Source organism: Natrinema caseinilyticum (assembly GCF_024227435.1).
GTDB classification, from domain to species: Archaea; Halobacteriota; Halobacteria; order Halobacteriales; family Natrialbaceae; genus Natrinema; species Natrinema caseinilyticum.
The window spans coordinates 138,598-161,175 of sequence record NZ_CP100445.1 but is presented as its reverse complement, the minus strand read 5'-3'; the positions used below and the strand labels follow the sequence as shown (position 1 = coordinate 161,175).

Here is a 22,578-nt window from a genome sequence, read left to right as displayed (position 1 = left end):
CCGTGTGAGTGCGTTTAAGTGACGGCGTCGTGAACGGCCGAGTATGACTGACGACACCGAAGCGGATTCAGGAGCCGACGTCGGGCACGACCTCGACGCTGAGCGAACGACGGCCCCGATGAGCGAGTACTCGTCGCGCGACGTGGTGATCGGCGGGGCCGTCGCTGTGGTCGGTGCGGCAATCGCGTTCGGAATCCCGCTCGTGACCGTCGGCGTATAAGTTAGAAGACGTATTCGTCGTCGTGGCCCATCATCCCGTCGTCTTCGAGGCCAGTTCCGCCGGTGCCCGCTTCGTCTTCGTCCATCGGTCCGCTGGTCTTGTAGGCTTTGATCCCCGTCGAGAGGAGGTCCTCGATCGCCTCCTCACGGTTGACGAATTCGCCACGCTCGACCATCTGGGCGATTTGCATCTCGAGGTGTTCCGGTATGGTGATCTCTACTTTCGGCATCTGATTCGGCTTTCGGCGAGGGGGTATTTAGGTTTGACGGGGACTCGACAGCAATAGAAAACATGTCATAGGATTATTCCTGAGGAATCGAGTTCTACCTGGTCTTCAGCGAGATGGCTGTTAGATACGTGTGCGAACGTAAGCCTTGGGACAGACGGTACCTGCTACTTTCGGTTAGGAGGCGAACTCTCCTGGTTCGAGATTGGTGATGGCTGGGAAGGTTCGGAGGGCCGGAACTCCAACCCAGTAGATTGCTGCTGTCGCGAAGCCGATGCTAGCGGTGAATAGGACGGAGACCGGCCCGAATGTGTCGCCACCGATGCCACCGGCGAGCATGCCAAATAGCCCAGCGACCCCTACGAGGCTCCCGGTCACTGCCGATACGCGTCCCACCATCTCGTCAGGGACTCCAACCTGCAGGGCCGACATTGCGAGAACATTATATCCACCAATCGGACATACGCCAATGCGAAGAAGGCCACAGCGAGTGGCACCCGGGAAACCACGACAGCAGTAGTCCAATTGAGCGCAGCAAGCACGAATCCCAGAATAACCATGTGTCCAGTCGGAAATGTATCGATGTGTCCAGCGAGCAACGTCCCAGTTAGTGTGCCGACCGCGAAGGCCGCCAGAAAGAAGCCATACGTTCCGGGGCCACCAACCGATGCCGCGAAAGCTGGGAGGACCGCCATCGCTGCACTCGAGAACAAGGTTAGTCCGGCGACGGCCACGACCATATGACCGAGCACCGACTCACGAAGCAAGGCTACGCCCGCCCGTAACTGCGCGACGTATTCAGACCGTGTGGGGAGCGAATTCTCAGCGGTTTCGTCACCTGGGATTGTGATGGTAGCGAACGTCACGGCGGCGACCGCGAAGGTTATCGCATCGACGAGGAAGAGAGCGACCGCACCGATAGCGGCAATCGCCGCCCCTGCAACCGCCCGGGTGATGGCTTGCACGCTTTGGGTCGAGAACTGGATGGTCGAATTGGTGGACACCATGTTCTCCTGGTCGATGACCCGTGGCAGGGTTGCGCTCTGGGCGGGGCCGGCGAATTGTCCAACAAACGCGACAACCGGGAGCACGGCGAGCACGACGGAAACTTGTAGGTTCCCGAATGCAGCCGCGAGCGGGACTGCGAGGATAATGATTCCCTGTACCACTTCAGAGAGCACGAGGATAATACGGAGCGGCCACCGGTCAACGAGGGGACCGGTAAAGGCCCGGAAGAGACGTGGCGCTCGGATAAGTGCGCCGGCGAGCCCGGTATACGTGGATGAGCCGGTGAGCGTGTAGACGAGCCAGAGCGCCGCGACGAGATAGAGTGCATCGCCGGCCACACTAACGATGTGCCCACCGAATAACCGGCGAAACAACCGATTACGAAACAACACTCGCCTCGACTCGAAAGAGAGGGCCATTCAGCTGTCACCGACTGAGGTTGACGGGGAAGCGAGTGATAGATTTTCCTCGAAATATGAAATCACAGCCTGATAGGACCGTTACCTGTATCTATCACTTCGGTCACTTCGAACCGGACGAGAAGAATTCTATGACACGCTGATCGAAACAAAATAACCAATGGTATCACAGGATGGGGGACCGTCGATGGTGCCCGATGGCCAGATTAACGCTAGCCCCTGTGCGTGTGCGAAGGGCTACGCAGCGATCAGAACGCGGGTATTGCTTCGCCTCACCGGTTCCCCATCACCGAGTCGATCGCGTTCCGTAGCGTCGCTCCCGGCTGGGTCAGGGTGTTGAGTTGATTTTGCATCTGCCGCTGGTTGAAGTAACTCGCGAACGCGAGTATCGTCGGCGGCCAGAGACCGACGAAGGTCCCGAGCTCTCGCTCCCCGCGGAAGAAATAGTAGTACAACGAAAGGCCGACCGATGCGGCCGATGCGAGGACTGCGGGGCCCATCGCCTGTTCGCCGACCGCTTGTGGTTCCTGTTCGGTCACTTCCTGTTCCGTTAGTTGTTGTCTGCTCGCCATGCAACGGTACCTCTCGGGGATATCGTACAAAGTGATGACGAGGGTTTCACTGGAAACTACCGAATGCGGCCTCGATTCGGCTGTTTCAATCCCGCTGCAGTCGTGCTAATTTCCCCTTTCTGAGGGGGCGCGTCCCGGCACGGGGACGTCGCATATCGCATCCGACGGTCGGCCCACCTCCTCTCTCCGGCTGCGGACGGCGCCGGGAGACGCCACACCTACGTCGGTTGGCACGTACGGAGGCGTATGGACGATACTGACGTGACGGATCTCTACGAAGAGTTCGGCGACGATCGACTGCCGCCGGGACAGCGAGAGACCAGCGAGTTTCCGGTCCTCTCGAAGAGCGGGACGCCCGACTGGGGCCTCGAGACGTGGGAGTTTACCGTCACCGGCGCAGTCGAGACGGAACTGTCGTTCTCGTGGGACGACTTCCGCGCGCTGCCGAGTGCGACCCAGACGCAGGACTTCCACTGCGTGACCGGGTGGAGCCGCTTCGATTGCGAGTTCACGGGAGTCCCGTTTCCCGAACTCGCGGAGCGAGCGGGCGTTCGCGACGACGCGGTCCACGTCATGTTTTCGGCCCTCGACGGCTACACCACGGATCTACCGCTCGCAGATTGCCTCCGCGACGACGTTCTGTTCACCTGGGGACTCGACGGGAGCGCCTTGCCGGCGGATCACGGGGGTCCGCTCCGCGTCGTCACGCCGCACAAGTACGCCTACAAGGGTGCAAAATGGGTCGACGGCGTCGAATTCTGTACCGACCCCCAGCGCGGGTACTGGGAGCGACGCGGATACTCGAGCACGGCCAATCCCTGGGAAGAGGAACGATATAGCTAGCGCCGCTCGAACTGCCGGTCGGCAAATAGTTAGGCTGAAGGCGAGTCGGTCCTCACGTGCGGTCGATGGACCGATCGTCGGGTGAAAGTCGGCTGGCTGGTGGGACGGGCTCGGCAGACCGCGTCGTGGAGTTGGTTAGCCGCAGTCGTGAACTCGAGGACGTTTCCTTCGACGGGGTTCTGGACGGTGTCGGCGAACCGCGCGTCCGGTGGGCCACGCCCGCCGGGGTCGAAATCGTCGGACGCGGGGTTGCCGCCCGATTTACCGCAGGCGGACCCGAGCGATTCGACCGGATTCGGACGCAGGCGGACCGGGTATTCGATGAGGTCTCACACGACGGCCCCGATCAGGCCCGTCCGCGGGCTTTCGGCGGGTTTTCGTTCCACGATGGCCACGAGCCGGAAGCGCCCTGGACCGGCTTCGACGCCGCGTCGTTCGTCGTTCCGCGGGTTCTCGTCGTCCGCACGGACGACGGAACGTGGGTGACGACGGTCGCGAATCGGCCGGACGAAGCCGATGCGCGACTCGAACGATGGCACGAACGTCTGGTGGCGCTGCCCACGAGCGAACGGACGGGGACGACGCCCGGCGTCGCCACGACAGAGCGCACGACCTCGCGCGACGCCTGGGCTCGGCAAGTCGAGACCGCACTCGAGCGGATCGCCGGCGGTCGATTGACGAAAGTCGTCCTCGCACAGTCGCTCTCGGTCGATCTCGAGACGCCGGTCGACGTCCCCGCGATGCTCGAGCGGTTGCGCAGCCAGTACCCGAACTGTTATCGGTTTCTCGTGGGCTACGGTGTCGGGGGCACGTTCTTCGGCGCGCCGCCCGAGCGGCTGGTCTCGAAACGGGGCGACCGCGTCGAGACGGAGGCGCTCGCCGGATCGGTGCCGCGGGGTGAAACGTCGGCCGAAGACGAGGCTCACGTCGAGCGGATGCGGGGCGACGCGAAGCTTCAGCACGAGCACGAACTGGTCGTGGACGCGATCCGCGAGCAACTCGCACCGCTCGCGCGGGAACTGGTCGTGAGTGAGCAGACGATTCGCCGATTGGCGACGATTCAGCACCTTCAGACGCCGATCGAGGCGACGCTCGAGGCCGACCGTCACGTCCTCGAGATCGTCGAAGCGTTGCATCCGACGCCCGCGGTGGGCGGCGTCCCGCCGGACGCGGCCTGGGAAACGATCCGCGACACGGAGACGTTCGACCGCGGATGGTACGCGGCTCCGGTGGGCTGGTTCGATGCCGACGGCGACGGCGAGTTCGCCGTCGCGCTTCGCTCCGGGATCGCAACGGACGGGACGGTGACGCTGTTTGCCGGTAACGGGATCGTCGCCGACAGCGATCCGACGGAGGAGTGGGACGAAGTACAGCTAAAATTCCGACCGATCCTCGACGAACTGCGCTCTCCCTCACACCGATGAGTATACCGAACCGCGCGACGTTGTGGGGCCGCATCATCGCCGACGAACTCGCGGCAAGCGGCCTCGAGGCCGTCTGTATCGCTCCTGGAAGCCGTTCGACGCCGTTGACGGTCGCGTTCGCCGACCATCCCGACGTCGAGGTCTATTCGCACCTGGACGAGCGCTCCGCGAGCTACTTCGCGCTCGGACGTGCTCGCCGCACGGGCGAGCCGACGGCCCTGATCTGTACCTCCGGGACGGCAGCGGCGAATTTTCACCCCGCGGTGATGGAGGCGGATCGGGCTCGCGTTCCGCTCCTGGTGCTCACGGCCGACCGGCCGCCCGAACTGCGCGACAGCGGTGCGAACCAGACCGTCGACCAAGTCAAACTCTACGGCGACGCCGTCCGGTGGTACGCCGAACTGCCCGAACCCGACACCTCCGAGCGAACCGTCCGGAGCCTCCGGACGACAGCCGCACGCGCGTTCTCAGAAACGACCGGCGTTCCGCCGGGCCCCGTTCACCTCAACTGTCCGTTTCGCAAGCCGCTCGAGCCGATCGAGGTTCCGGGAGACGTTCCCGAAGCGTTCGCCGAAACGGCGGCTGCACGGGGGCGCGAGGGCCCGTTCGTGGAAACGGCGTCCGGGACGCGAACGCTCTCCGATGCCGAGCTCCGTTCCCTCCGGCGGGCGCTCCAGACCGCGGACCGACCGGTGATCGTCGCCGGCCCCGCGGACCCGGCGGCGCTCCGGACGCTCGACCGGTCGGCCGCGGTCGAACTCGCCGAGGGGCTCGGTGCGCCGATCCTCGCGGATCCGCTCTCTGGACTTCGGTTCGGCTCGCACGTCGGTTCAACGGGAGGGGCCGGCGGGATCAGCGGCCAACGGCGGACGATCTACGGCGGCTACGACGCCTACATCTCGACGGTGCGGAGTCCGGACGTCGTCCTCCGCTTCGGGGCATCGCCCACCTCGAAGGCGCTTCGCCACTGGCTGCGCGATGCGGACGCCCGTCAGTTTCTGGTCGACCCCGCGGGCGCGTGGCGCGAAGCCACGTTCACCGCGACCGATCTGCTGGGCGCCGAAGCGGGAGCCGTCGTCACCGGGTTGCTGGAGGCACTCGCTCCGGTCGACGCGGGGGACCGGTCGGGCGACGCGAATCCACGAGCGACGACCGACGCCGACTGGCGTCGCCAGTTCGAGGCGGCGGAACGCGAACACTGGCGGATCTGTGACGACGCGTTCGCCGCGGAGGAACTCGAGTCCGACCCGCTCGAGGGAGCGATCCTGTCGTCGGTGTTTTCGAGCGCTCCGGATCGAGCGACGGTGTTCGTCTCGAACAGTATGCCGATCCGGGACGCCGACCGGTTCGGCCGGCCCAGGGACGGCGCGCTGACGGTGCTCGGAAACCGCGGTGCGAGCGGAATCGACGGCATCACGAGTACGGCACTCGGTGCCGGCAGCGCGACCGACGAGCCGCTCGTGCTGGTGACCGGCGATCTGGCGTTCTACCACGATTCGAACGGGTTACTCGCCGTCGACCGATGCGGCGTCGACGCGACGATCGTCCTGTTGAACAACGACGGCGGCGGCATCTTTCACAAACTCCCCATCGAGACGGTCGACCCCCCGTTCACGGATCAGTTCAAGACGCCACACGGGCTCGAGTTCGACGACCTCGCGGCGTTCTACGATCTCGAGTTCGAGACCGTCGCACCGGCGGCGTTCGAATCCGCGTATCGTCGGTCGCTCGACCGACCCGGGACGCAGGTGCTGGCGGTCGAATTCGACGCGGAATCGAGTCACCGGCGGCGAGAGCGCCTCGAGGAACGCCTCGAGAACGCGATCGGTGCCGCCTTCGATGCCGACTCGCAGTGACGCTCGGAGCCCCCGCGGACAGTTCCGAACGGATCTCGATCGCGAATCCCACAACGAGCGGCGGCTGTGTACGGTGTTCGCTCGATACCGTCGCTCGGGCCGCTCGCGGTTTCCGCGAGTCGCCCGTGGCACACATCCCGCGGGTCGCCGATGACGGACCGAAACCGTGTAGCCCGGTCACGGCCGAAGCGTCCACCACAGCGCGACGGCGTACCCGAGGGGGACCCATGCGAACGCGAGCACGACGAACCCGAGTGACGAGCCCTGATCGACGAGCGAGAAACGAAGCAGTCCGACGGGAAAGAGAACGCTCCAACTCCCGAACACGGCGATCGCGATCCGAGTCACCGTGAGCACGTAGCCGACCGTACACGCGGCGATGACCGCGTTGACCGGGACCGAAAACAGCGGCGTCAGACTCGCCGTGACGAACACGGGTACAACAGAGCGATGGACACGACCGTCACGGCGGTGGATTGATCCGTCGGCGGCCGGTTCCACTCGAGACCGACCTCGCCGTCCCAGTCGTGGACGGAGTAGCGAAATCCCGCGTCGTCGTTCGCGGCCGTCGTGTTCAGCGGCTGCTGATCCGGGACCGGCACGGTCGGTACCCGATTCGCCGCCCGACACCGACCCCCGGGCGAGTCCGGCGGACGCCTCGTGGCCGAGTCGATCGTATCGCGCCCGTCCGGCGCCGTCGGTGAGGACCGACTTCGCCGTCGTGACGCGCCGGAACTGCGCGGCAGCGTCGGCGGCATCGGAGTGGTCGGGATGGGTCTCGAGGACGCGGTCGCGATAGGCCGACTCGATGTCGTCCCGGGTCGCGTCCGGACCGACCCCGAGGACCTCGTAGTACGTCTCGCCCATCTCGTACCCAGTTTGACGGCCGGGAACGACGTCGTCCGGGCCGGACGGTCGCCACCAGTTCCACGCGGTCGATCGACCGGTTCTGGTCGTCCGGACTGGGACCGTGGGGGACGCGTATCCGACCCGTAAATCACATACTGCTATAGCAAATACCGGTTCGGAGAGGGCTGTTCGGACGGGGGAGTCGAATACGTCTCGACCCGCGTTCCGTGGGCCGCGAAACCGGTTCGCTCGTGGTTTCGACCTCGAAAAACGGGTCAGCCGATCGAATATTCGCGGGCCGAAACGGCCGTCCGAAGCGATGCCGCTCGGGCGTGGGGATTCGGCGACAGGGGCGTTCGAGTGCTGTCGGACGGCAACAGTCAGCGGAGACAGTGGATCGCTTCGGGTCGGATCGAAATTCGAACGTTCGAACCGGCGTCGATCGCTAATCGTTCGAACCGCGGCGGGCGAATCGTCGCCGTAACCGTAATCGGTGCGTCGTCGAGGGTGATTTCCGCTCGGTACTCGTCCCCTTCGTTCAACCACCGGTCGATTGTTCCCGCGATCCAATTTTCGCGGCGAGTACCGCCGCCATCGGTCGGCGCGTGGACCTGGACACGTGACGGGTGGAGACAGACGGTGACAGTCGTCTCGGCTGCTTCCGTCTTCGTGGCCCGGAGACGTACGTCCCCGATTCGAAGGAGCACGGCCTCTTCGCCCCGCTCGACCACCGTCGCATCGAACAGGTTCTCGGTGCCCGTAAATCTCGCGACGAACGGCGTTGCGGGACGGTTGATCACGGTCGTCGGTGATCCGATCTGTTCGATCGCGCCGTCCCGGAAGATTACGGTTCGGTCACCGAGCGCTGTCGCCGTCCGCTGATCGTGCGTGACGTAGATAACCGGGATCTCGAGCGATTCGAAGAGCGAGTGGAGTTCACCGCGGAGGCGACGCCGAATGGGGGCATCGAGACTCGACAGCGGTTCGTCCAGCAACAGCGCGTCGGGATCCGCCGCCAGCGTCCGAGCGAGCGCGACACGCTGTCGTTCCCCGCCGGACAGTGTCCGGGGCCGCCGATCCAGCACGTCGGTGATCTCGAGCAGCGATGCGAGCGTGCCGATCCGATCCCCGTCGACCGCGGCGTACCCGATGTTCTCGCGGGCGGTCATGTGCGGGAACAGCGCCCCGTCCTGAAACACGAGGCCGGTCCGGCGCTCCTGGAGGGGACGCCCATCGAGTCGGTCGCCGTTCAGGGAGACGGCTCCGCCGTCCGAGTCGACGGTCCCGGCGATCAGCGACAGCAGTGTCGTCTTGCCACTTCCGGACGGACCGAGTACCGAGAGCACTTCGTTTCCGACCGCGAGGTCGACGGGACCGAACTCGAAATCGCCGTACGTTTTACGGAGAGACGTTACGTCGAGCATCGTTTATTCCAGCGGATTCGTGCCGAGGACGTTCAAAATCACCAGCGTCCCAACGGCGATTCCGACGAGGATGATCGCCACGGGGAACGCGTTCTCTAATCCGAGCGTCGTAAAGGAGACCCATATCTGGACCGGCATCGTCCGGGGGTAGTATGCGAGCATGATCGTGGCTCCGAACTCGCCGATCGCGCGAGCGAACGCGAGGGTGATACCGGCGAGGATTCCGGGCCAGGCGAGCGGCAGTGTGACCCGCCGGAAGGTGGTCAGTCGACTCTTTCCGAGCGACCGAGAGGCGTACTCGAGGCTTCGGTCGACGCTCTCGAAGGCCGCTTTGGCCGTGATTACGACGAACGGCGATGAGACGAACGTTTGGGCCAGCACGATTCCAGCGAAGGACCGAGTAAGCTGGATCCCGTTCGCCGACGCCAGTTCCCCGAGGAACGTGTTCGGACCGACGACGGTGAGCAACACCATACCGCTAACGACCGGCGGCAGTACGAGCGGCAGGATGACCACGGCGGTGACGGCCGTCTTCACCCGTCCGTCAGCCCGTGCGATCCAGTACGAAAGCGGTAGTCCGAACAGCGTCGCGATAGCCGCACTCGTGGCCGACGCGGTGAGTGACGTGGTCGCCGCTGAAACGACTTCGGGGCCGGTCAGCCGTTCGACGACGGCTCCCGGGGGTTGACTGAAGACGAGAGACAGGAGCGGCAACAGGTAGTAACAGAGCAACACCCCGCCGAGCAGGAACGCCACCGAGAGCCAGTCGAACCGCTCGACGGCGGTATCAGTTTGTGATTGCATCTGGAACATCACCGGTGAATCTGGGGTACCCGTCGGGAACGACGAATCCGAACTCGGCCACGTACTGACCGGTCACGTGTTCCGCGAACACGTCGAGGACGGCGGGCCCCCGGTGGCGAATCGTCGATCCGTAGCTGACGACCCCGCCGTTGACCACCTTGCCGCCCGGGAGTTCGTAGGTGGACGACGAGTAGAGATCGGTGTGCGCCGGATCGCTGAGGTCGATTTCGGCGGGGAGGTCGATGTAGTCGTACCCACGCTCGACGGCCATGTTTCGATACGCGATGGCGGCGTCGATCGAACCGGTCTCGAACTGGCTGATGAGCTGGGTCTCGGGAAAAATCTGTTCGGTACTCGGAATCGCTTCTCGCAGGTTCGCGTCCGTCCCGTAGTAGCCGGTCGCGAGCTCGAGCGTGAACAGCGCGCGGTAGCCGAGCGGGTCGAGATCGGGATCCGTCCTCCCGAGCGCGATATCTCCGTTCACGAGCGGTCGGTACCACGTCTCGGGTCCGGCGTCGGCGAGCCGTTGCCCGCCGTCCGTACCCGGGTTGTACGCGATGACGATCGAGTTGGTCGCGAATTCGGCGAACCACTCCGGCCGGAGCGGCGAGTCGAAGAGAGCGGTATCCGCGACCGAGACGATATCGGGATCTTTCTGCCCCTCCGCGACGAGGCGGGCGATCTCGGCCGACCCGTGGGCTTCGATTTCGACGGGCGCGTCGACGTTCGATCGCAATCCGTTTTCGAGCGCGTTGTTCAGACTTCCCGCAGCGAGCATCGAGACGGACCCAGACCGGTCGCCACCGCCTCCGAGTCCGCTCGAACAGCCCGCGAGGCCGGAGAGTCCGGCGGCGATGGCCGAGAGAGCTGACCGTCGGCCGATCGGAACGTCGTCGCTGGCCATAACACAACGTTACCTGTTTGACCAATAAGGTTATCTCAAACACTTCTGTTTGACCTCGTATGGCAGAGAGCCGCACGACGATGCTGACGGACCGACAGGTGGAGGTACTCGAGTTGCGCGAGAAGGGGTACACTCAGCGGGAGGTTGCCGACGAACTGGGGACGACCGGCTCGAACGTGAGCGCTGTCGAGCGGGCCGCAGAGGAGAACGTCGAGAAGGCGCGTCGGACGCTCGAACTCGTTCGGACGCTCCGCGCTCCGGCGCAATTTACCGTCTCGGCCGGAACCTCCTTCGAAGAACTCGTCAGCCGGGTGTACGGTCACGGCGACGAAGCGGGTATCAAAATCGCGTACTGTCGACCGGAACTGTACACCCACCTGTACGGGAAACTCGAAGCGGTCACCACCGCGAACCAGCTCACGAACTCGACCACGATCGGCCTGACGAAAGACGGCGAGGTGAAGGTGTTTAGAGACAGCGTGGGGTCAGGCGACGGCTCGGCGGGTGACGACCCGGGAGAGGGAGAGACACGCGAGCGGTGACGGTGGTGGCGATACACGCGAGCGGATGTGCCGTGTGCGCACGAACGCAGGTGGACGCGGCGGTCTCGGCGGCCGAGGACACAGAACGGACGCCGATACTCGAGAGAGTCGAGTGCGTCGATTCGAGCGGATCGACGGGTCGGCGAGCGGGCGGGTGTCACCCCGCCGACCGTCTCGTGGCCGTCTTCGGGACGCCGCGGGGCGATGCCGGGGGTCGATTTCGGGCGGAACGCGAGACAGTCGAAGAGACGCCAGGGCCCGCCGATCGGGGGCTGTGTTCTAGTCCGGGGTTCGTTCGCGACCCGATTCGATTCCGGACTGCATGAATTGCGCCAGAATGCGGCCGATGCTACTGCCGGCGGTCCACATGGCCTCCTCGTCGACGGTCTCGTCGTCAGTTTGAACCGACAGCAGGACCGTCCTGTCGTCGACCATGAGCGCCCGCCCCGCGAAATCGGCCGGGTTGTCCTCCCCCATCACGATCACGGTGATAGGACTGTCATCGAACCGTTCGCGCTCCGATTCCTCGGCCGTGACGACGGTCACGAACGCGCCGCGTGCAGCCTGGCTCCGAAGCGCCGTTTCGATCCGTCCCGACAGAGAATTGCCCGCCGGTGCGACGAAGACGACGCTCGAGTCGGCCGACTGAATCAAGTCCGCGATCCGTTCGTCGATGGGTTGGCTGCCGCGAAGTGTCGAGACGGCCCCGTCGTCTCCGCGTTCCGACGGCGTCGTCCGCAACTCGGCCAGGTTGTCGAACGCTCGCTCCCGTTCTCGCTCGAGGCGGTCGGTCAACTGCTCGCGGGCCGCCGCGAGGCTCACGGGACGATACTGCTTCGGCGACGATTCGGTCACCTCGACGAGTCCGCGCTCGACGAGATCGTCGGCCGCACCGTACACTTGCGATCGGGGGACGTCGGAGACCTCGCTGATCTCCTGGGCGGTTCCGGCACCCAACTGCTGGAGGGCGACGAAGATACGCGCTTGATAGGTCGGCAAACCGAGCCGCTTCAACGCCGCGACTGCATCTTGTGTGCTCATAGATAGCGTTCAGTGTTCGAGATACCGATTCTGTCGCTCGGCTCTTCGGCCGGTGGCCCTATGAGTAACGGGGATCCCGGCCTAAATATAAATTTAGTAGAAATATACAATATTTATGCACCACGGGGCAGAACGGACCGGTAATGAAGCCGGCCGAGCGGTACGCGGCGTTCGTGACCGATCACAGCAAACTCATCGTCGCGGTCATGCTGGTGGCGACGCTGGTCGTCGGGAGCGCGGCCGGAAGCGTGGATTCGGGGCTTTCGATCGCGAGTTTCAGCAGCGATTCCACCGAAGCCGAGAAATACGACGCACTCCAGCAGAACTTCACGACCGACGAGGAGAACACGACGGTCGTTCAAGTCGTCATCCGGGGGGAAAACGTCCTTTCGAAGGAATCGCTCCTCGAGGGCTTGCGATTTCAGCGGGCCGTCGCCGACGATCCGGCAGTGAACGCGACGTTGCGCGAAAACCGCCCGATGGTCGGTCTGTCGAACGTCGTCGCGACGACGGCCATCCGCCAGTCGACGGCCGACCCCCGGGCCGGAAACGCGACCGGCGGGCGATCCGAGCCGGGTGCCCGGTCGGCGACACCGTCGCTCGACGTGCAGATCTCGCAACTCGAGTCGATGTCGGAGAGCGACGTCGAAGCGACCGTCGAACGCGTCCTGGATCCCGATTCGCAACTCGGAGGGCCGGTCGATCCCTACTCGCTTTTGTCGACCGACTACGAGCCGGGATCGACGACCGCGCCGGGACGCGTCCTGTTCGTGTTCCAGGATACGAGCGACGCGACCGGTGACGACCTGCCACAGGCCGTCGTCGATGCCCAACTCGAGTTAGAGGACAGTTCCTCGCGTACCATCTCTTCGTCCAAGAGCTTCGTCTTCGGTGCGGGAATCGTCGACGAGGAGAGCACCCAGGCGACCGGCGAGAGCTTCGCGATCATCTCTCCGGTGGCGCTCCTGTTGATTCTGGGCGTACTCGGGGTCGCCTATCGGGATCTCTTCGACGTCGCGCTCGGACTCGTCGGCGTCGCGCTCGTGCTCGCGTGGATGGCCGGGTTCATGGGATGGGCCGGAATCGGGGTGACGCAGATCCTGATCGCCGTCCCGTTCCTGCTGATCGGATTGAGCATCGACTACGCGTTACACGTGGTGATGCGGTACCGCGAGGCCCAACTCGACGATCCCGACGCGACGCCCGGGGAAGCGATGCGCCGCGGGCTCGCCGGGGTCGTCGTCGCTATCGGCGCGGCCACGTTTACGACCTCCGTCGGGTTCCTCTCGAACGCGGTCAGCCCGCTCGAGTCGATTCGTGAGTTCGGGATCGTCAGCGGGGTCGGAATCGTCGCGGCGTTTCTCGTCTTCGGACTGTTGCTTCCGGCGCTGAAGCTCGAACTCGACGGGCTGCTCGGTCGGATCGGATTGTCGCGTCGGAAGGCCGCGTTCGGACGCGCCGGCGCGGCCGGGAACGTCCTCAGCGTCGGCGCGGACGTCGCCCGTCGAGCCCCGTACGTCGTGATCGCGATCGCCGTCGTCCTGAGCGTCGCGGGCGGTGCGGCCGCGACGGATATCGAGACGTCCGTGGACCAGACGGACTTCCTCCCGCGGGACTCGCCGGCCTGGATGGATTCGCTTCCGGAATCGTTTCAGCCGAGCGACTACGACCTCCGGGAGAACGCCGAGTACATAAACACGAATTTCGCCCAGTCCCGCGACCGGTCGGAGGCCGAATTCCTGATAGAGGGGCCGGTCACCGACCCGGACACGCTCGAGCGGATCGCGGCCGGCACGGAACGGGCGGCGAACACGTCGTCCGCGGTGGTGTTGGCCGACGGCGGGCTTCAGGTGACGGGCCCGCTGGAGACCATCGAGTCGGTCGCCGAGACCAACGAGACGGTCGCCGCGATGGTCGCCGAGGCCGATACGGACGACGACGGGGTTCCCGACGAGAACCTGGCCGCGATTTACGACGCCGTGTACGACGCGGCGCCGGAGCGGGCCGCCGCCACGATTCACCGCGAAGACGGCGAGTATCGGTCGCTTCGACTCTCGGTGGGACTCTCCGGCGGGGCGGACACCGGAACGATAACCGACGAGATGCGCACCGTGGCGACGACGATCGAAGGCGAGACCGACCTGACGGTAACCGCGACCGGTCGCCCGATCATCGAGGAACTCGTCCAGCAGGGGCTGCTCACGACCCTCGTCGACGGATTCCTCATCACCTTCGGGGTCATCATCGTCTTCCTGACGCTGATCTTCTGGCTCCGATATCGCACGGTGACGCTCGGGGCTGTCGTACTGGCCCCCGTCTTGCTCGCGCAAGCGTGGTTGTTCGGGACGATGTATCTCGCGGGGATTGCGTTCACCCCCGAGACGGCCATCATCGCGGCGATCGGAATCGGGATCGGCGTCGATTACGCCATTCACATCGGCGAGCGGTTCCTCGAGGAGTATCACGGCCGGGGGGACAGCATCACCGCGCTTCGACGGACCGTCCGCGGAACGGGCGGTGCGTTGCTCGCGAGTGCTGTCACGACGGCGGCGGGCTTCGGTGTCCTCGTCCTCGCCCTCGTGCCGTCGCTACAGCGGTTCGGATTCGTCACGAGCGTCGCCATCGGATACGCCTTCCTCGCGAGCATCCTCGTCCTGCCGAGTTTGCTCGCGGTCTGGATCCGTCTCACCGGCTACGACGGACGCGCCGGCGCTGGCGCCTGATCCCCACCCTCGAGACGAGAATCTATTTCAGCCGCCGCCGACGAGACACGTACAATGGTTTCGGAACTGTTCGACGAGGAGCAGTGGGAGTCGGTCGAGAACGTCGACCGCGACTTTCGCGATATCACGTACCACCGCGCGGTCGATTCCGGAACGGTCCGGATCGCGTTCGACCGCCCGGAGGTTCGCAACGCCTTCCGACCGGGAACGGTTGACGAGTTGTACGATGCGCTCGATCACGCAAAGCGCCAGACGGACGTCGGCTGTATTCTGCTGACCGGCAACGGCCCGTCGCCGAAAGACGGCGGCTGGGCGTTCTGTTCGGGGGGCGACCAGACGATACGAGGCGAGGACGGGTATCAGTACGACGGTGACGAAGAACGAGCCTCCGAACAGGGCCGACTCCACATCCTCGAGGTGCAGCGGCTGATCCGGCACGTCCCGAAGGTCGTCGTCTGCGTGGTGCCGGGCTGGGCCGTCGGCGGCGGTCACTCGCTGCACGTCGTCTGCGACATGACGCTCGCGAGCGCCGAGCACGCGAAGTTCCTCCAGACGGACCCCGACGTGGCGAGCTACGACGCCGGCTTCGGCTCGGCGTACCTCGCCAAACAGATCGGCCAGAAGAAGGCCCGCGAGGTGTTCTTCCTGGGCAAGACGTATTCCGCCGCCGAGGCCGCGGAGATGGGAATGGTCAACGAGGCCGTTCCCCACGACGAACTCGAGGAGACCGCCCTCGAGTGGGGTCGGCGGATCAACTCGAAGAGCCCGACGGCGATGCGGATGCTCAAGTACGCGTTCAACATGACCGACGACGGCATGGTCGGCCAGCAGGTCTTCGCCGGCGAGGCCACGCGCCTCGGCTACATGACCGACGAGGCCGCGGAAGGACGAGACGCGTTCGTCGAGGGTCGCGACCCCGATTTCGACGACTACCCGTGGCACTACTGAGTGACGGCCCGAGCGGGGAGACGCGTCTCGAGAGACCGCTGGCGAGGAACACGCCTCGAGACCACAGCGACAAGTAGCCGGAACGCATCCGGTGACGACAGCGGGAAGACAGAGGACATGAATCGGCGACGGTTCCTTCGAGAGACGAGCGCGCTTCCGGTCGCGGCGGCCGTCGCGGGCTGTGCGGCACCGGGTAGTGGGACCGATACCGAAACCGAAGGCACCGACGGTGACGACGACGCGGCGGATAGCGGCGGGGAGACGGTCACGGGAACGCCGCTCATCCCACGTATCGACGACCCGCCGAAGGCGGTCTACCTTCCCGGACATCGGAAGTCGATGCACGCCCTCGAGCCGGTCGAAGCCGGCGACTACGCCGTTGCGCCGATGCTTACGTACCCCCATCCGTTCTGGGTCGTCACCGGAACCGACGGACACCCCGTCGAACCCGCGGCCGGCCGCGGCGTCCACCTGATGATCGCGGTCTGGGATCCGGAGACGGAAACGGTCGTTCCGGTCGATATCGGTCCTCGAGTGACGATCGAGCGTGACGACGAACGAGTCGCGTCGCGGTCGCTGTGGCCCATGCTCTCCCAGGAGATGGGGTTCCATTTCGGCGACAACGTCGTCCTTCCGGCCGACGGCACCTACACTGCCGAGGTCGTGCTGGGACCGATTCCGACGCGACGAACCGGCTCGTTCGAGGGCCGATTCGCGGACCGCGCGACCGCGACGTTCGAATTTACCTACGACGAGACGTTTCGCGAGGACGTCGTCGACGGCATCGAATTACTCGATCGCGAGCGCTGGGGGAAACGCGGCGCGCTCGCGCCGATGACCGGCGACAGCGAGCGCGACGGACCGGCCGGCGGCGAACACGCCCCAGAGGGAACGGGCGCGGAGATTCCGTACTCCGCGCTCCGACCGGCCGACGAGTACCCCGGGACGCGGCTGATCGATTCGGACGGTGAACCGAACGCGCTTCCGCGGAGCGATGACGCGGCGTTCGTCGTGACGCTGCTCGAACCCGAGACGCGCCTTGCTGGCGAGGACGACCGGCAGTACCTGCTCGTCTCACCGCGGACGCCGTACAATCGCGTTCCGCTCGCGAACGCGTCGCTTCGTGCGACCGTCGACCGCGACGGCGCGATGGGGTTCGAGGGGCAACTCGAGGCGCGTCTCGACGGCGAGTTCGGCCACCACTACGGGCGATCGGTCGCGGACGTCAGACCCGGCGATACGGTGCGGATCGACGTCGATTCGCCGCCACAGACGGCCCGTCACCAGGGATACGAGACGGCGTTTTTGGAGATGGAGTCGCTCGAGTTGGTGGTCCCGGACGCGGCGGGACCTCTCCCGAGATAACGACTCGCAATGCCAACGTTGACACTCTCTCGAGTGGGACACTCGAGCCATGAGTTCGGCCGAGGTCGAAATCTCACGGACGAAGGCGTGGCTGATGGCGGCCCGCCCACAGACCTTGCCCGCGGCTGCGGCCCCGGTACTTGTGGGGACGGGACTCGCAGCCTCCGAGGGGGTGTTTGCGCCAGTACCGGCTGTACTGGCGTTTGTGGGTGCGGCACTGATTCAGGTCGGGACGAATTTCGCGAACGACTACTACGACGCGGTCAAGGGTGCCGATACCGACGACAGGGAGGGGTTTACCCGCGTCACCCAGTCGGGACTCATTTCGCCCGAGCGGGTCAAACTCGCGACCGTCGTGACCTTCGTCCTGGCGATACTCAGCGGGACGTACCTCGTCTACGTCGGTGGCGTCCCGATCCTGGTCGTCGGACTGGTGAGCGTCCTCTGCGGGTGGGCCTACACCGGCGGGCCCTACCCGCTCGGCTATCACGGGCTGGGCGACCTCTTCGTGTTCGTCTTCTTCGGTCTCGTCGCCGTGACGGGAACGTACTACGTCCAGGCGGCGGCCGTCCTCGCGGACCCGTTCGCGACGACGGTCCCCGCTGGAACGATCACGCGCGAAGCGGTCGCCGCGAGCCTGCCCGTCGCCGGGCTCTCGACGGCCATTCTCGTCGTCAACAACGTTCGAGACAGGGAGACCGACGCCGAGACGGGGAAACGGACGCTCGCGGTTCGCCTGGGATACCGGGTGAGCCGGCTCGAGTACGCCGCGTTGCTCGCGCTCGCCTACGTCGTCCCCGTCTGGTTCTGGCTCGCGGCGGGATTCGGTCCGGGCGCCGTGCTCCCGATGGTCACGCTTCCGTACGCGGTGATGATCACGCGGACTGTGTGGACCCGAACGGACGGCGAGGCGCTCAATCCGGCGCTCGAGCAAACCGGTAAACTGCTCGCGATGTACGCCATCTGTTTCGCCGGGGGGATGGTACTGCTATGAGCACCGCCGAAGACCTCTCACTCGAGTTTCAGCCGTTCTCGCTCGACCTCGCCGATCCGCTCGAGACGGCGGACGGGACGATCGACGCCCGTCACGGATTTCTGGTCCGGTTGATCGACCAGGGGTCCGAAACGGCGGATTCCGCCGACGGCTTCGCCGTGGGTTACGGCGAGGCTACGCCGCTGCCGGGGTGGACGGAGTCGATCGAGGACTGCGAGCAGGCCCTCGAACGCGCCCGGGACGCGATTCGGGAGGGCCCGAGCGAAGCGCTCGAGGCCGTCGATCGACAGGTCGCGGCCCGTCACGGCCTGTCGCTCGCGCTCGCCGATCTGCAAGCCACCCGGGAGGCGACGCCGTTGTACCGGTACCTCGGTCAGGGGCCGATGGTCGGCCGGGTTCCGGTCAACGCGACGATCGGCGACGGTTCGCCGACGGAAACCGTCGACGCGGCGCTGTCGGCCGTCGACCGCGGGTTTCGCAGTTGTAAGCTGAAGGTGGGGCTTCGGACCGTCGAGGAGGACGTCGAACGTGTTCGACGCGTGCGCGAGGCCGTCGGGCCCGGCGTCGAGCTCCGAGTCGACGCCAACGAGGCGTGGACCTACGAGGAGGCCACATCGGCGCTCGATCGGTTCTCCGATCTCGGCGTGTCGATGCTCGAGCAACCGCTGCCCGGGGGCGCCCTCGAGGGGCACGCCGATCTCCGAACGCACAGTAGCGGCGTTTCGATCGCCCTCGACGAGGGCCTGCTCGAGCACGGCGTCGACGCGATCTGCGACGCCGGCGCGGCGGACGTCGTCGTCCTGAAACCGATGGCGCTCGGCGGGATCGACATCGCGCGGAAGGTCGCGGCCTGGCTGGCCGAACTCGACGTCACGCCGCTGGTGACGACCACCATCGACGGTGTCGTCGCGCGGACGGGTGCGGTTCACCTCGCCGCCGCGATACCGAACGTCCCCGCGTGCGGGCTGGCGACCGGCGATCTGCTCGCGACTGATCTCGGACGGGACCCCGTCCTGCTCGAGAAGGGATCGGCGGTCGTTCCACAGGCCAAAGGACTCGGCGTCTCGGACGTGTGGGGGGTGCGATGACCGGCTTCCTCGAGTGGCCGACGCGCGATCTGGTCGCTCACCGTGTGTCGGCAACGCCCCAGCGGACGGCCGTGATCGACGTCGCGACGGGAACGGAGTGGACCGTCCGCGAACTCGATCGGCGTGTCGATAGCGCGGCATCGAGCCTCGAATCCGCGGTGTCTGCCGGAACCGATCGAACGCGAATCGCCCTTCTTATGGACACCAGACCGGCGTTCGCGGCCCTCTTTTTCGCCGCGATGCGGACCGGAACGACCGTCGTCCCGCTGAACGTCCGCGAGACGACGGCCGAACTCGCGGCGAAGGTCGAACGAACCGATCCCACCGCGATCGTCTGCGAACGAGGGACCGAGGATGCGGCGCTCGAAATCGCGGCCGATATCGGCTCGATCGACGTCCGCTCTGTCGACGACCCGGTCGACGAGCGGGTCGGAAACCTTCCGACGGCCGCGGTGACCGAGCCGGATGCGACCGGTTCCGACTCCCCGACGACCGCGCGGAAGACGGCCGGTTCCGACTCCCGAACGGTCGAACCGGTCGCGCTCGAGCGCGACGAGACGCAACTGATCATGTTCACCTCGGGCACCAGCGGGCAGCCGAAGGGGGTTCGGCTGACGGTCGGCAACCTCGTCGCGAGCGCGACCGCCTCGGCGTTCCGGCTCGGCGTCGATCCGGCGGATCGGTGGCTCTGCTGTCTCCCGATGTACCACATGGGCGGACTGGCGCCCGTCCTCCGGTCGGTGCTGTACGGCACTCCGGCCGTGATCCAGCGTGCGTTCGACCCGGAATCGACCGCGCGCGTGCTCGCCGAGTACGACGTCACGGGCGTCTCCCTGGTCCCGACGATGTGCAAGCGCCTGCTCGATGCCGGCTGGCGACCGGCCGACGCGCTGCGGTTCGTCCTCCTCGGCGGCGCCCCGGCGTCCGACGAGTTGCTCGAGCGCTGCCTGGAGCGGGAGGTGCCGATCCATCCGACCTACGGGATGACCGAAACGGCATCCCAGATTGCGACCGCCACGCCAGCAGAGATCGATACCCATCGGGAGACCGTGGGACAGCCGCTGGTCTGTACCGACGTGTCCGTCGTCGAGGACGGCGAACCGGTCGGGCCCGGTGAACCGGGAGAACTGGTCGTTTCCGGGCCGACGGTTACGCCGGGCTACCTGGACGAGGCGGAGACAGCGGCGGCGTTCGGCGATCGCGGTCTCCAGACGGGCGACGTCGGCTATCGTGACGAAGACGGCCGCCTGTGGATCCTCAACCGCCGCAGCGATCGAATCGTTACCGGCGGCGAGAACGTCGATCCCGGCGAGGTGCTCGCGGCCCTCCGATCGCACCCCTTCGTCGAGGACGCCGCGGTGGTCGGACTCGCCGACGAGGAGTGGGGGGAACAGGTCGCGGCCCTCGTGGTCTCGGAGCGGACGGAGGCGGACGGGAACGGATCGCTCGTCGTCCGGTCGCTGCTCGCACACTGCGACGAGCACCTCGCCGGGTTCAAGCAGCCGAAGACGATCGGGTTCGCCGAGTCGCTTCCCCGGACGGCGTCCGGGACCGTCGACCGCCAGGCCGTTCGAGAGCGGCTGATTACGGCGGGGACCGACGTGAGCGACTGGTCGTAAGCTCGGATATCGGCCCGAATTCAGGCGAACTCCGGCGTCACTCAATCGTCGTCGGGAACGCTGTGAGGGGCCGGCTGCGGACGGGGCCGCTGGGGGTCCGAACGGGACGTCTCGTCCTCGTCTTCGCGGGTGTAGTTCCAGGCGACGGCGTAACTCCCGTACAGGACGAGCAGCAGGAACAGCGAGAACGGGAGCGCCATCGTCACCGAGAGCGACTCGATGGCGCTAAACTCCTCGAGGCGGAGCGACGTCATCCCGAAGAGTGCGAGCAGCGCGCCCCACCACGCGCGGTTTCGCGGGTTCGGATTCTCGTCGCCGAGCGTGATGGCGGAAATCATGAACACCGCCGAGTCGAGCGACGTGACGATGTAGCCGGCGATGATGAAGACGAACAGCACGGCGAGCACCGTTCCGAGCGGGGTGATCTGGAGCGCTTTCGCGATCGCGGCGGGCTTCCCCGCCGACGCCATCGCCTCGGCCACCGGTTCCTGAAAGCCCGGCGCGAGGACCCAGCCGCCGATGAGACCGTGTTGCACCCAGGTGAAGACCGTCGGAACCACGACGAGCACGGCGAACAGTTCTCGGATGGTCCGTCCCTTCGAGACGCGAGCGACGAAGCTCCCGACGAAGATGCTCCAGGCGGCCCACCAGGCCCACCAGAAGCCGGTCCAGTTGGCCGCCCAGTTGCCGTCGGACCCCGGTGCGGTGTACAGCGTCAACCGGAACATCTCGCTGAGCCAGACGCCGGTCGCGTCCAGACTCAACTCGAGCATGTAGAGGCTCGGTCCGACCACCACGAGCAGGGCCATCGCGACGCCGATGAGCACCACCGTCGCGCGGGCCGCGTTGCGGATCCCCTTCCGAAGACCGAGCCAGACGTCGGCGAGGAAAACGACGCCGATGAGGGCGAACACAGCGTACGTCAGAACCGCCGCGTCGAGTCCGAACACTCGCCCGAGGATCGCAGACATCGTCTGCGCGCTGAACCCGAGCGTCGTCGAGATGCCGCCGATCGTGGCGACGAGCGCCGCCAGATCGACCAGCCAGTAGAGACCGGGGATGCGATCTTCGTCGACGACGCCGGCGAGCATCGAACTGATCTTGTAGTCGCCGACGCCGTCCGTGTAGACCACGATCCCGAAGGCGATCGCGACGGGGAGATACCACATCGCGAGCCCCGGGAACACCTCGTGGATGAACATGAAGGCAAGCGCCATCGACTCGACGGATGCGCCCTGTACGGGGACGGGCTCCGGAGGCGGATGCTGGGCGATCGACACCGGTTCCGCGACGCCCCAGATGAGAACCGAGGCGCCGAAACCGACGGTGAACACCATCGACAGCCACGAGAACACGTCGAACTCCGGTTCGGCGCCGGGGCCGCCGATACGGAGTCGGCCGTATCGCGAGACCGTGAAGGCGAAGACGGCGACGAGCAGAACGAATCCGAGGAGGATGAACCACCAGCCGAAGTACGTGAGAATCCACCCCTTCGCGCCGGTGAGCGCGCTACTCAGCGCCGACGGGCGGAGGAAGCCGACCGCGCCGAGCGAGAGCATCACGCCCATCGTCACGACGAAGAGGGCCCGCTCCGCCCGCGACGCCTCCTCGAGTCCGAAGAGTTCGCTCGCGTTCATCGTTCGACCCACCCGATACCGCCGTCTGTACCGCAGTCAGTCGGCAGCGTACCGTTGCTACTCACAGATTCG

General features: G+C 65.9%; 20 protein-coding genes. 11 read left to right on the top strand and 9 right to left on the bottom strand.

All coding sequences use genetic code 11. From position 1 onward, the window contains the following. Window positions 1-43: 43 nt before the first annotated feature. The gene (locus NJT13_RS00765) at window positions 44-220 is read left to right on the top strand and encodes a DUF7550 family protein (RefSeq protein ID WP_254523595.1); all 177 of its coding nucleotides are present in this window, start codon (window positions 44-46) and stop codon (window positions 218-220) included. A 1-nt stretch (window position 221) separates the two neighbouring features. Here the strand turns inward: NJT13_RS00765 and NJT13_RS00760 are convergent, their stop codons facing one another. The 3 genes from NJT13_RS00760 to NJT13_RS00750 all read right to left on the bottom strand — a co-directional run bounded on the left by NJT13_RS00760 (window position 222) and on the right by NJT13_RS00750 (window position 2,445). Continuing rightward, window positions 222-449 carry a ribbon-helix-helix domain-containing protein gene (locus NJT13_RS00760; RefSeq protein WP_254523594.1) on the bottom strand — a complete coding sequence of 76 codons (228 nt, stop codon included), beginning with the start codon at window positions 447-449 and terminating at the stop codon, window positions 222-224. Between the two features lie 371 nt (window positions 450-820). Continuing rightward, the gene (locus tag NJT13_RS00755) at window positions 821-1,873 is read right to left on the bottom strand and encodes an MFS transporter (protein ID WP_256549407.1); all 1,053 of its coding nucleotides are present in this window, start codon (window positions 1,871-1,873) and stop codon (window positions 821-823) included. A 272-nt stretch (window positions 1,874-2,145) separates the two neighbouring features. Continuing rightward, entirely contained in the window at window positions 2,146-2,445 is a 300-nt protein-coding gene (locus tag NJT13_RS00750; protein ID WP_254523592.1) for a hypothetical protein, read from the bottom strand. A 246-nt stretch (window positions 2,446-2,691) separates the two neighbouring features. On the opposite strand from NJT13_RS00750, the gene NJT13_RS00745 reads away from it, so the two are divergent. The 3 genes from NJT13_RS00745 to menD all read left to right on the top strand — a co-directional run bounded on the left by NJT13_RS00745 (window position 2,692) and on the right by menD (window position 6,568). Continuing rightward, window positions 2,692-3,288, top strand: coding sequence for a sulfite oxidase-like oxidoreductase (locus NJT13_RS00745; protein ID WP_254523591.1), 597 nt, complete (start codon window positions 2,692-2,694; stop codon window positions 3,286-3,288). Window positions 3,289-3,353: 65 nt separating this feature from the next. Beyond that, window positions 3,354-4,712 carry an isochorismate synthase gene (locus NJT13_RS00740; RefSeq protein WP_254523590.1) on the top strand — a complete coding sequence of 453 codons (1,359 nt, stop codon included), beginning with the start codon at window positions 3,354-3,356 and terminating at the stop codon, window positions 4,710-4,712. After that, complete coding sequence (menD, locus tag NJT13_RS00735) at window positions 4,709-6,568, top strand: 2-succinyl-5-enolpyruvyl-6-hydroxy-3-cyclohexene-1-carboxylic-acid synthase (protein ID WP_254523589.1); 1,860 nt, start codon at window positions 4,709-4,711, stop codon at window positions 6,566-6,568. Before NJT13_RS00740 ends, menD begins: the two co-directional genes overlap by 4 nt. Before the next feature lie 177 nt (window positions 6,569-6,745). Here menD and NJT13_RS00730 read toward each other — a convergent pair whose 3' ends face one another. From NJT13_RS00730 to NJT13_RS00715, 4 genes are all read right to left on the bottom strand, one after another. Then, the gene (locus tag NJT13_RS00730) at window positions 6,746-7,435 is read right to left on the bottom strand and encodes a J domain-containing protein (RefSeq protein ID WP_340681179.1); all 690 of its coding nucleotides are present in this window, start codon (window positions 7,433-7,435) and stop codon (window positions 6,746-6,748) included. 362 nt (window positions 7,436-7,797) lie between these two features. Continuing rightward, the gene (locus NJT13_RS00725) at window positions 7,798-8,841 is read right to left on the bottom strand and encodes an ABC transporter ATP-binding protein (protein WP_254523588.1); all 1,044 of its coding nucleotides are present in this window, start codon (window positions 8,839-8,841) and stop codon (window positions 7,798-7,800) included. 3 nt (window positions 8,842-8,844) lie between these two features. Beyond that, entirely contained in the window at window positions 8,845-9,654 is an 810-nt protein-coding gene (locus tag NJT13_RS00720) for a molybdate ABC transporter permease subunit (RefSeq protein WP_425499772.1), read from the bottom strand. Continuing rightward, the gene (locus NJT13_RS00715) at window positions 9,629-10,549 is read right to left on the bottom strand and encodes an extracellular solute-binding protein (protein ID WP_254523586.1); all 921 of its coding nucleotides are present in this window, start codon (window positions 10,547-10,549) and stop codon (window positions 9,629-9,631) included. The genes NJT13_RS00720 and NJT13_RS00715 overlap by 26 nt, the downstream gene beginning before the upstream one ends. A gap of 59 nt (window positions 10,550-10,608) precedes the next feature. On the opposite strand from NJT13_RS00715, the gene NJT13_RS00710 reads away from it, so the two are divergent. Further along, window positions 10,609-11,091 carry a Tfx family DNA-binding protein gene (locus tag NJT13_RS00710; protein ID WP_254523585.1) on the top strand — a complete coding sequence of 161 codons (483 nt, stop codon included), beginning with the start codon at window positions 10,609-10,611 and terminating at the stop codon, window positions 11,089-11,091. 279 nt (window positions 11,092-11,370) lie between these two features. Here NJT13_RS00710 and NJT13_RS00705 read toward each other — a convergent pair whose 3' ends face one another. Beyond that, a complete protein-coding gene (locus tag NJT13_RS00705) occupies window positions 11,371-12,132 on the bottom strand; it encodes a TrmB family transcriptional regulator (protein WP_254523584.1) in 762 nt (253 codons plus the stop codon). Window positions 12,133-12,275: 143 nt separating this feature from the next. On the opposite strand from NJT13_RS00705, the gene NJT13_RS00700 reads away from it, so the two are divergent. The 6 genes from NJT13_RS00700 (at window position 12,276) to NJT13_RS00675 (ending at window position 20,869) form a co-directional block, all read left to right on the top strand. After that, complete coding sequence (locus tag NJT13_RS00700) at window positions 12,276-14,855, top strand: efflux RND transporter permease subunit (protein WP_254523583.1); 2,580 nt, start codon at window positions 12,276-12,278, stop codon at window positions 14,853-14,855. Window positions 14,856-14,909: 54 nt separating this feature from the next. Further along, window positions 14,910-15,803 carry a 1,4-dihydroxy-2-naphthoyl-CoA synthase gene (locus NJT13_RS00695; protein WP_254523582.1) on the top strand — a complete coding sequence of 298 codons (894 nt, stop codon included), beginning with the start codon at window positions 14,910-14,912 and terminating at the stop codon, window positions 15,801-15,803. Between the two features lie 117 nt (window positions 15,804-15,920). Then, window positions 15,921-17,168: a DUF7350 domain-containing protein gene (locus tag NJT13_RS00690; RefSeq protein WP_254523581.1), complete on the top strand. Its 1,248-nt coding sequence runs from the start codon at window positions 15,921-15,923 to the stop codon at window positions 17,166-17,168. 49 nt (window positions 17,169-17,217) lie between these two features. Continuing rightward, the gene (locus NJT13_RS00685) at window positions 17,218-18,162 is read left to right on the top strand and encodes a 1,4-dihydroxy-2-naphthoate polyprenyltransferase (protein WP_254523580.1); all 945 of its coding nucleotides are present in this window, start codon (window positions 17,218-17,220) and stop codon (window positions 18,160-18,162) included. Then, window positions 18,159-19,250, top strand: a complete 1,092-nt coding sequence (locus NJT13_RS00680; protein ID WP_254523579.1) for a mandelate racemase/muconate lactonizing enzyme family protein — start codon at window positions 18,159-18,161, stop codon at window positions 19,248-19,250. The genes NJT13_RS00685 and NJT13_RS00680 overlap by 4 nt, the downstream gene beginning before the upstream one ends. Further along, window positions 19,247-20,869: a class I adenylate-forming enzyme family protein gene (locus NJT13_RS00675; protein WP_254523578.1), complete on the top strand. Its 1,623-nt coding sequence runs from the start codon at window positions 19,247-19,249 to the stop codon at window positions 20,867-20,869. The genes NJT13_RS00680 and NJT13_RS00675 overlap by 4 nt, the downstream gene beginning before the upstream one ends. A gap of 41 nt (window positions 20,870-20,910) precedes the next feature. Here the strand turns inward: NJT13_RS00675 and NJT13_RS00670 are convergent, their stop codons facing one another. Continuing rightward, window positions 20,911-22,506, bottom strand: a complete 1,596-nt coding sequence (locus NJT13_RS00670; protein ID WP_254523577.1) for a BCCT family transporter — start codon at window positions 22,504-22,506, stop codon at window positions 20,911-20,913. Window positions 22,507-22,578 lie beyond the last annotated feature (72 nt).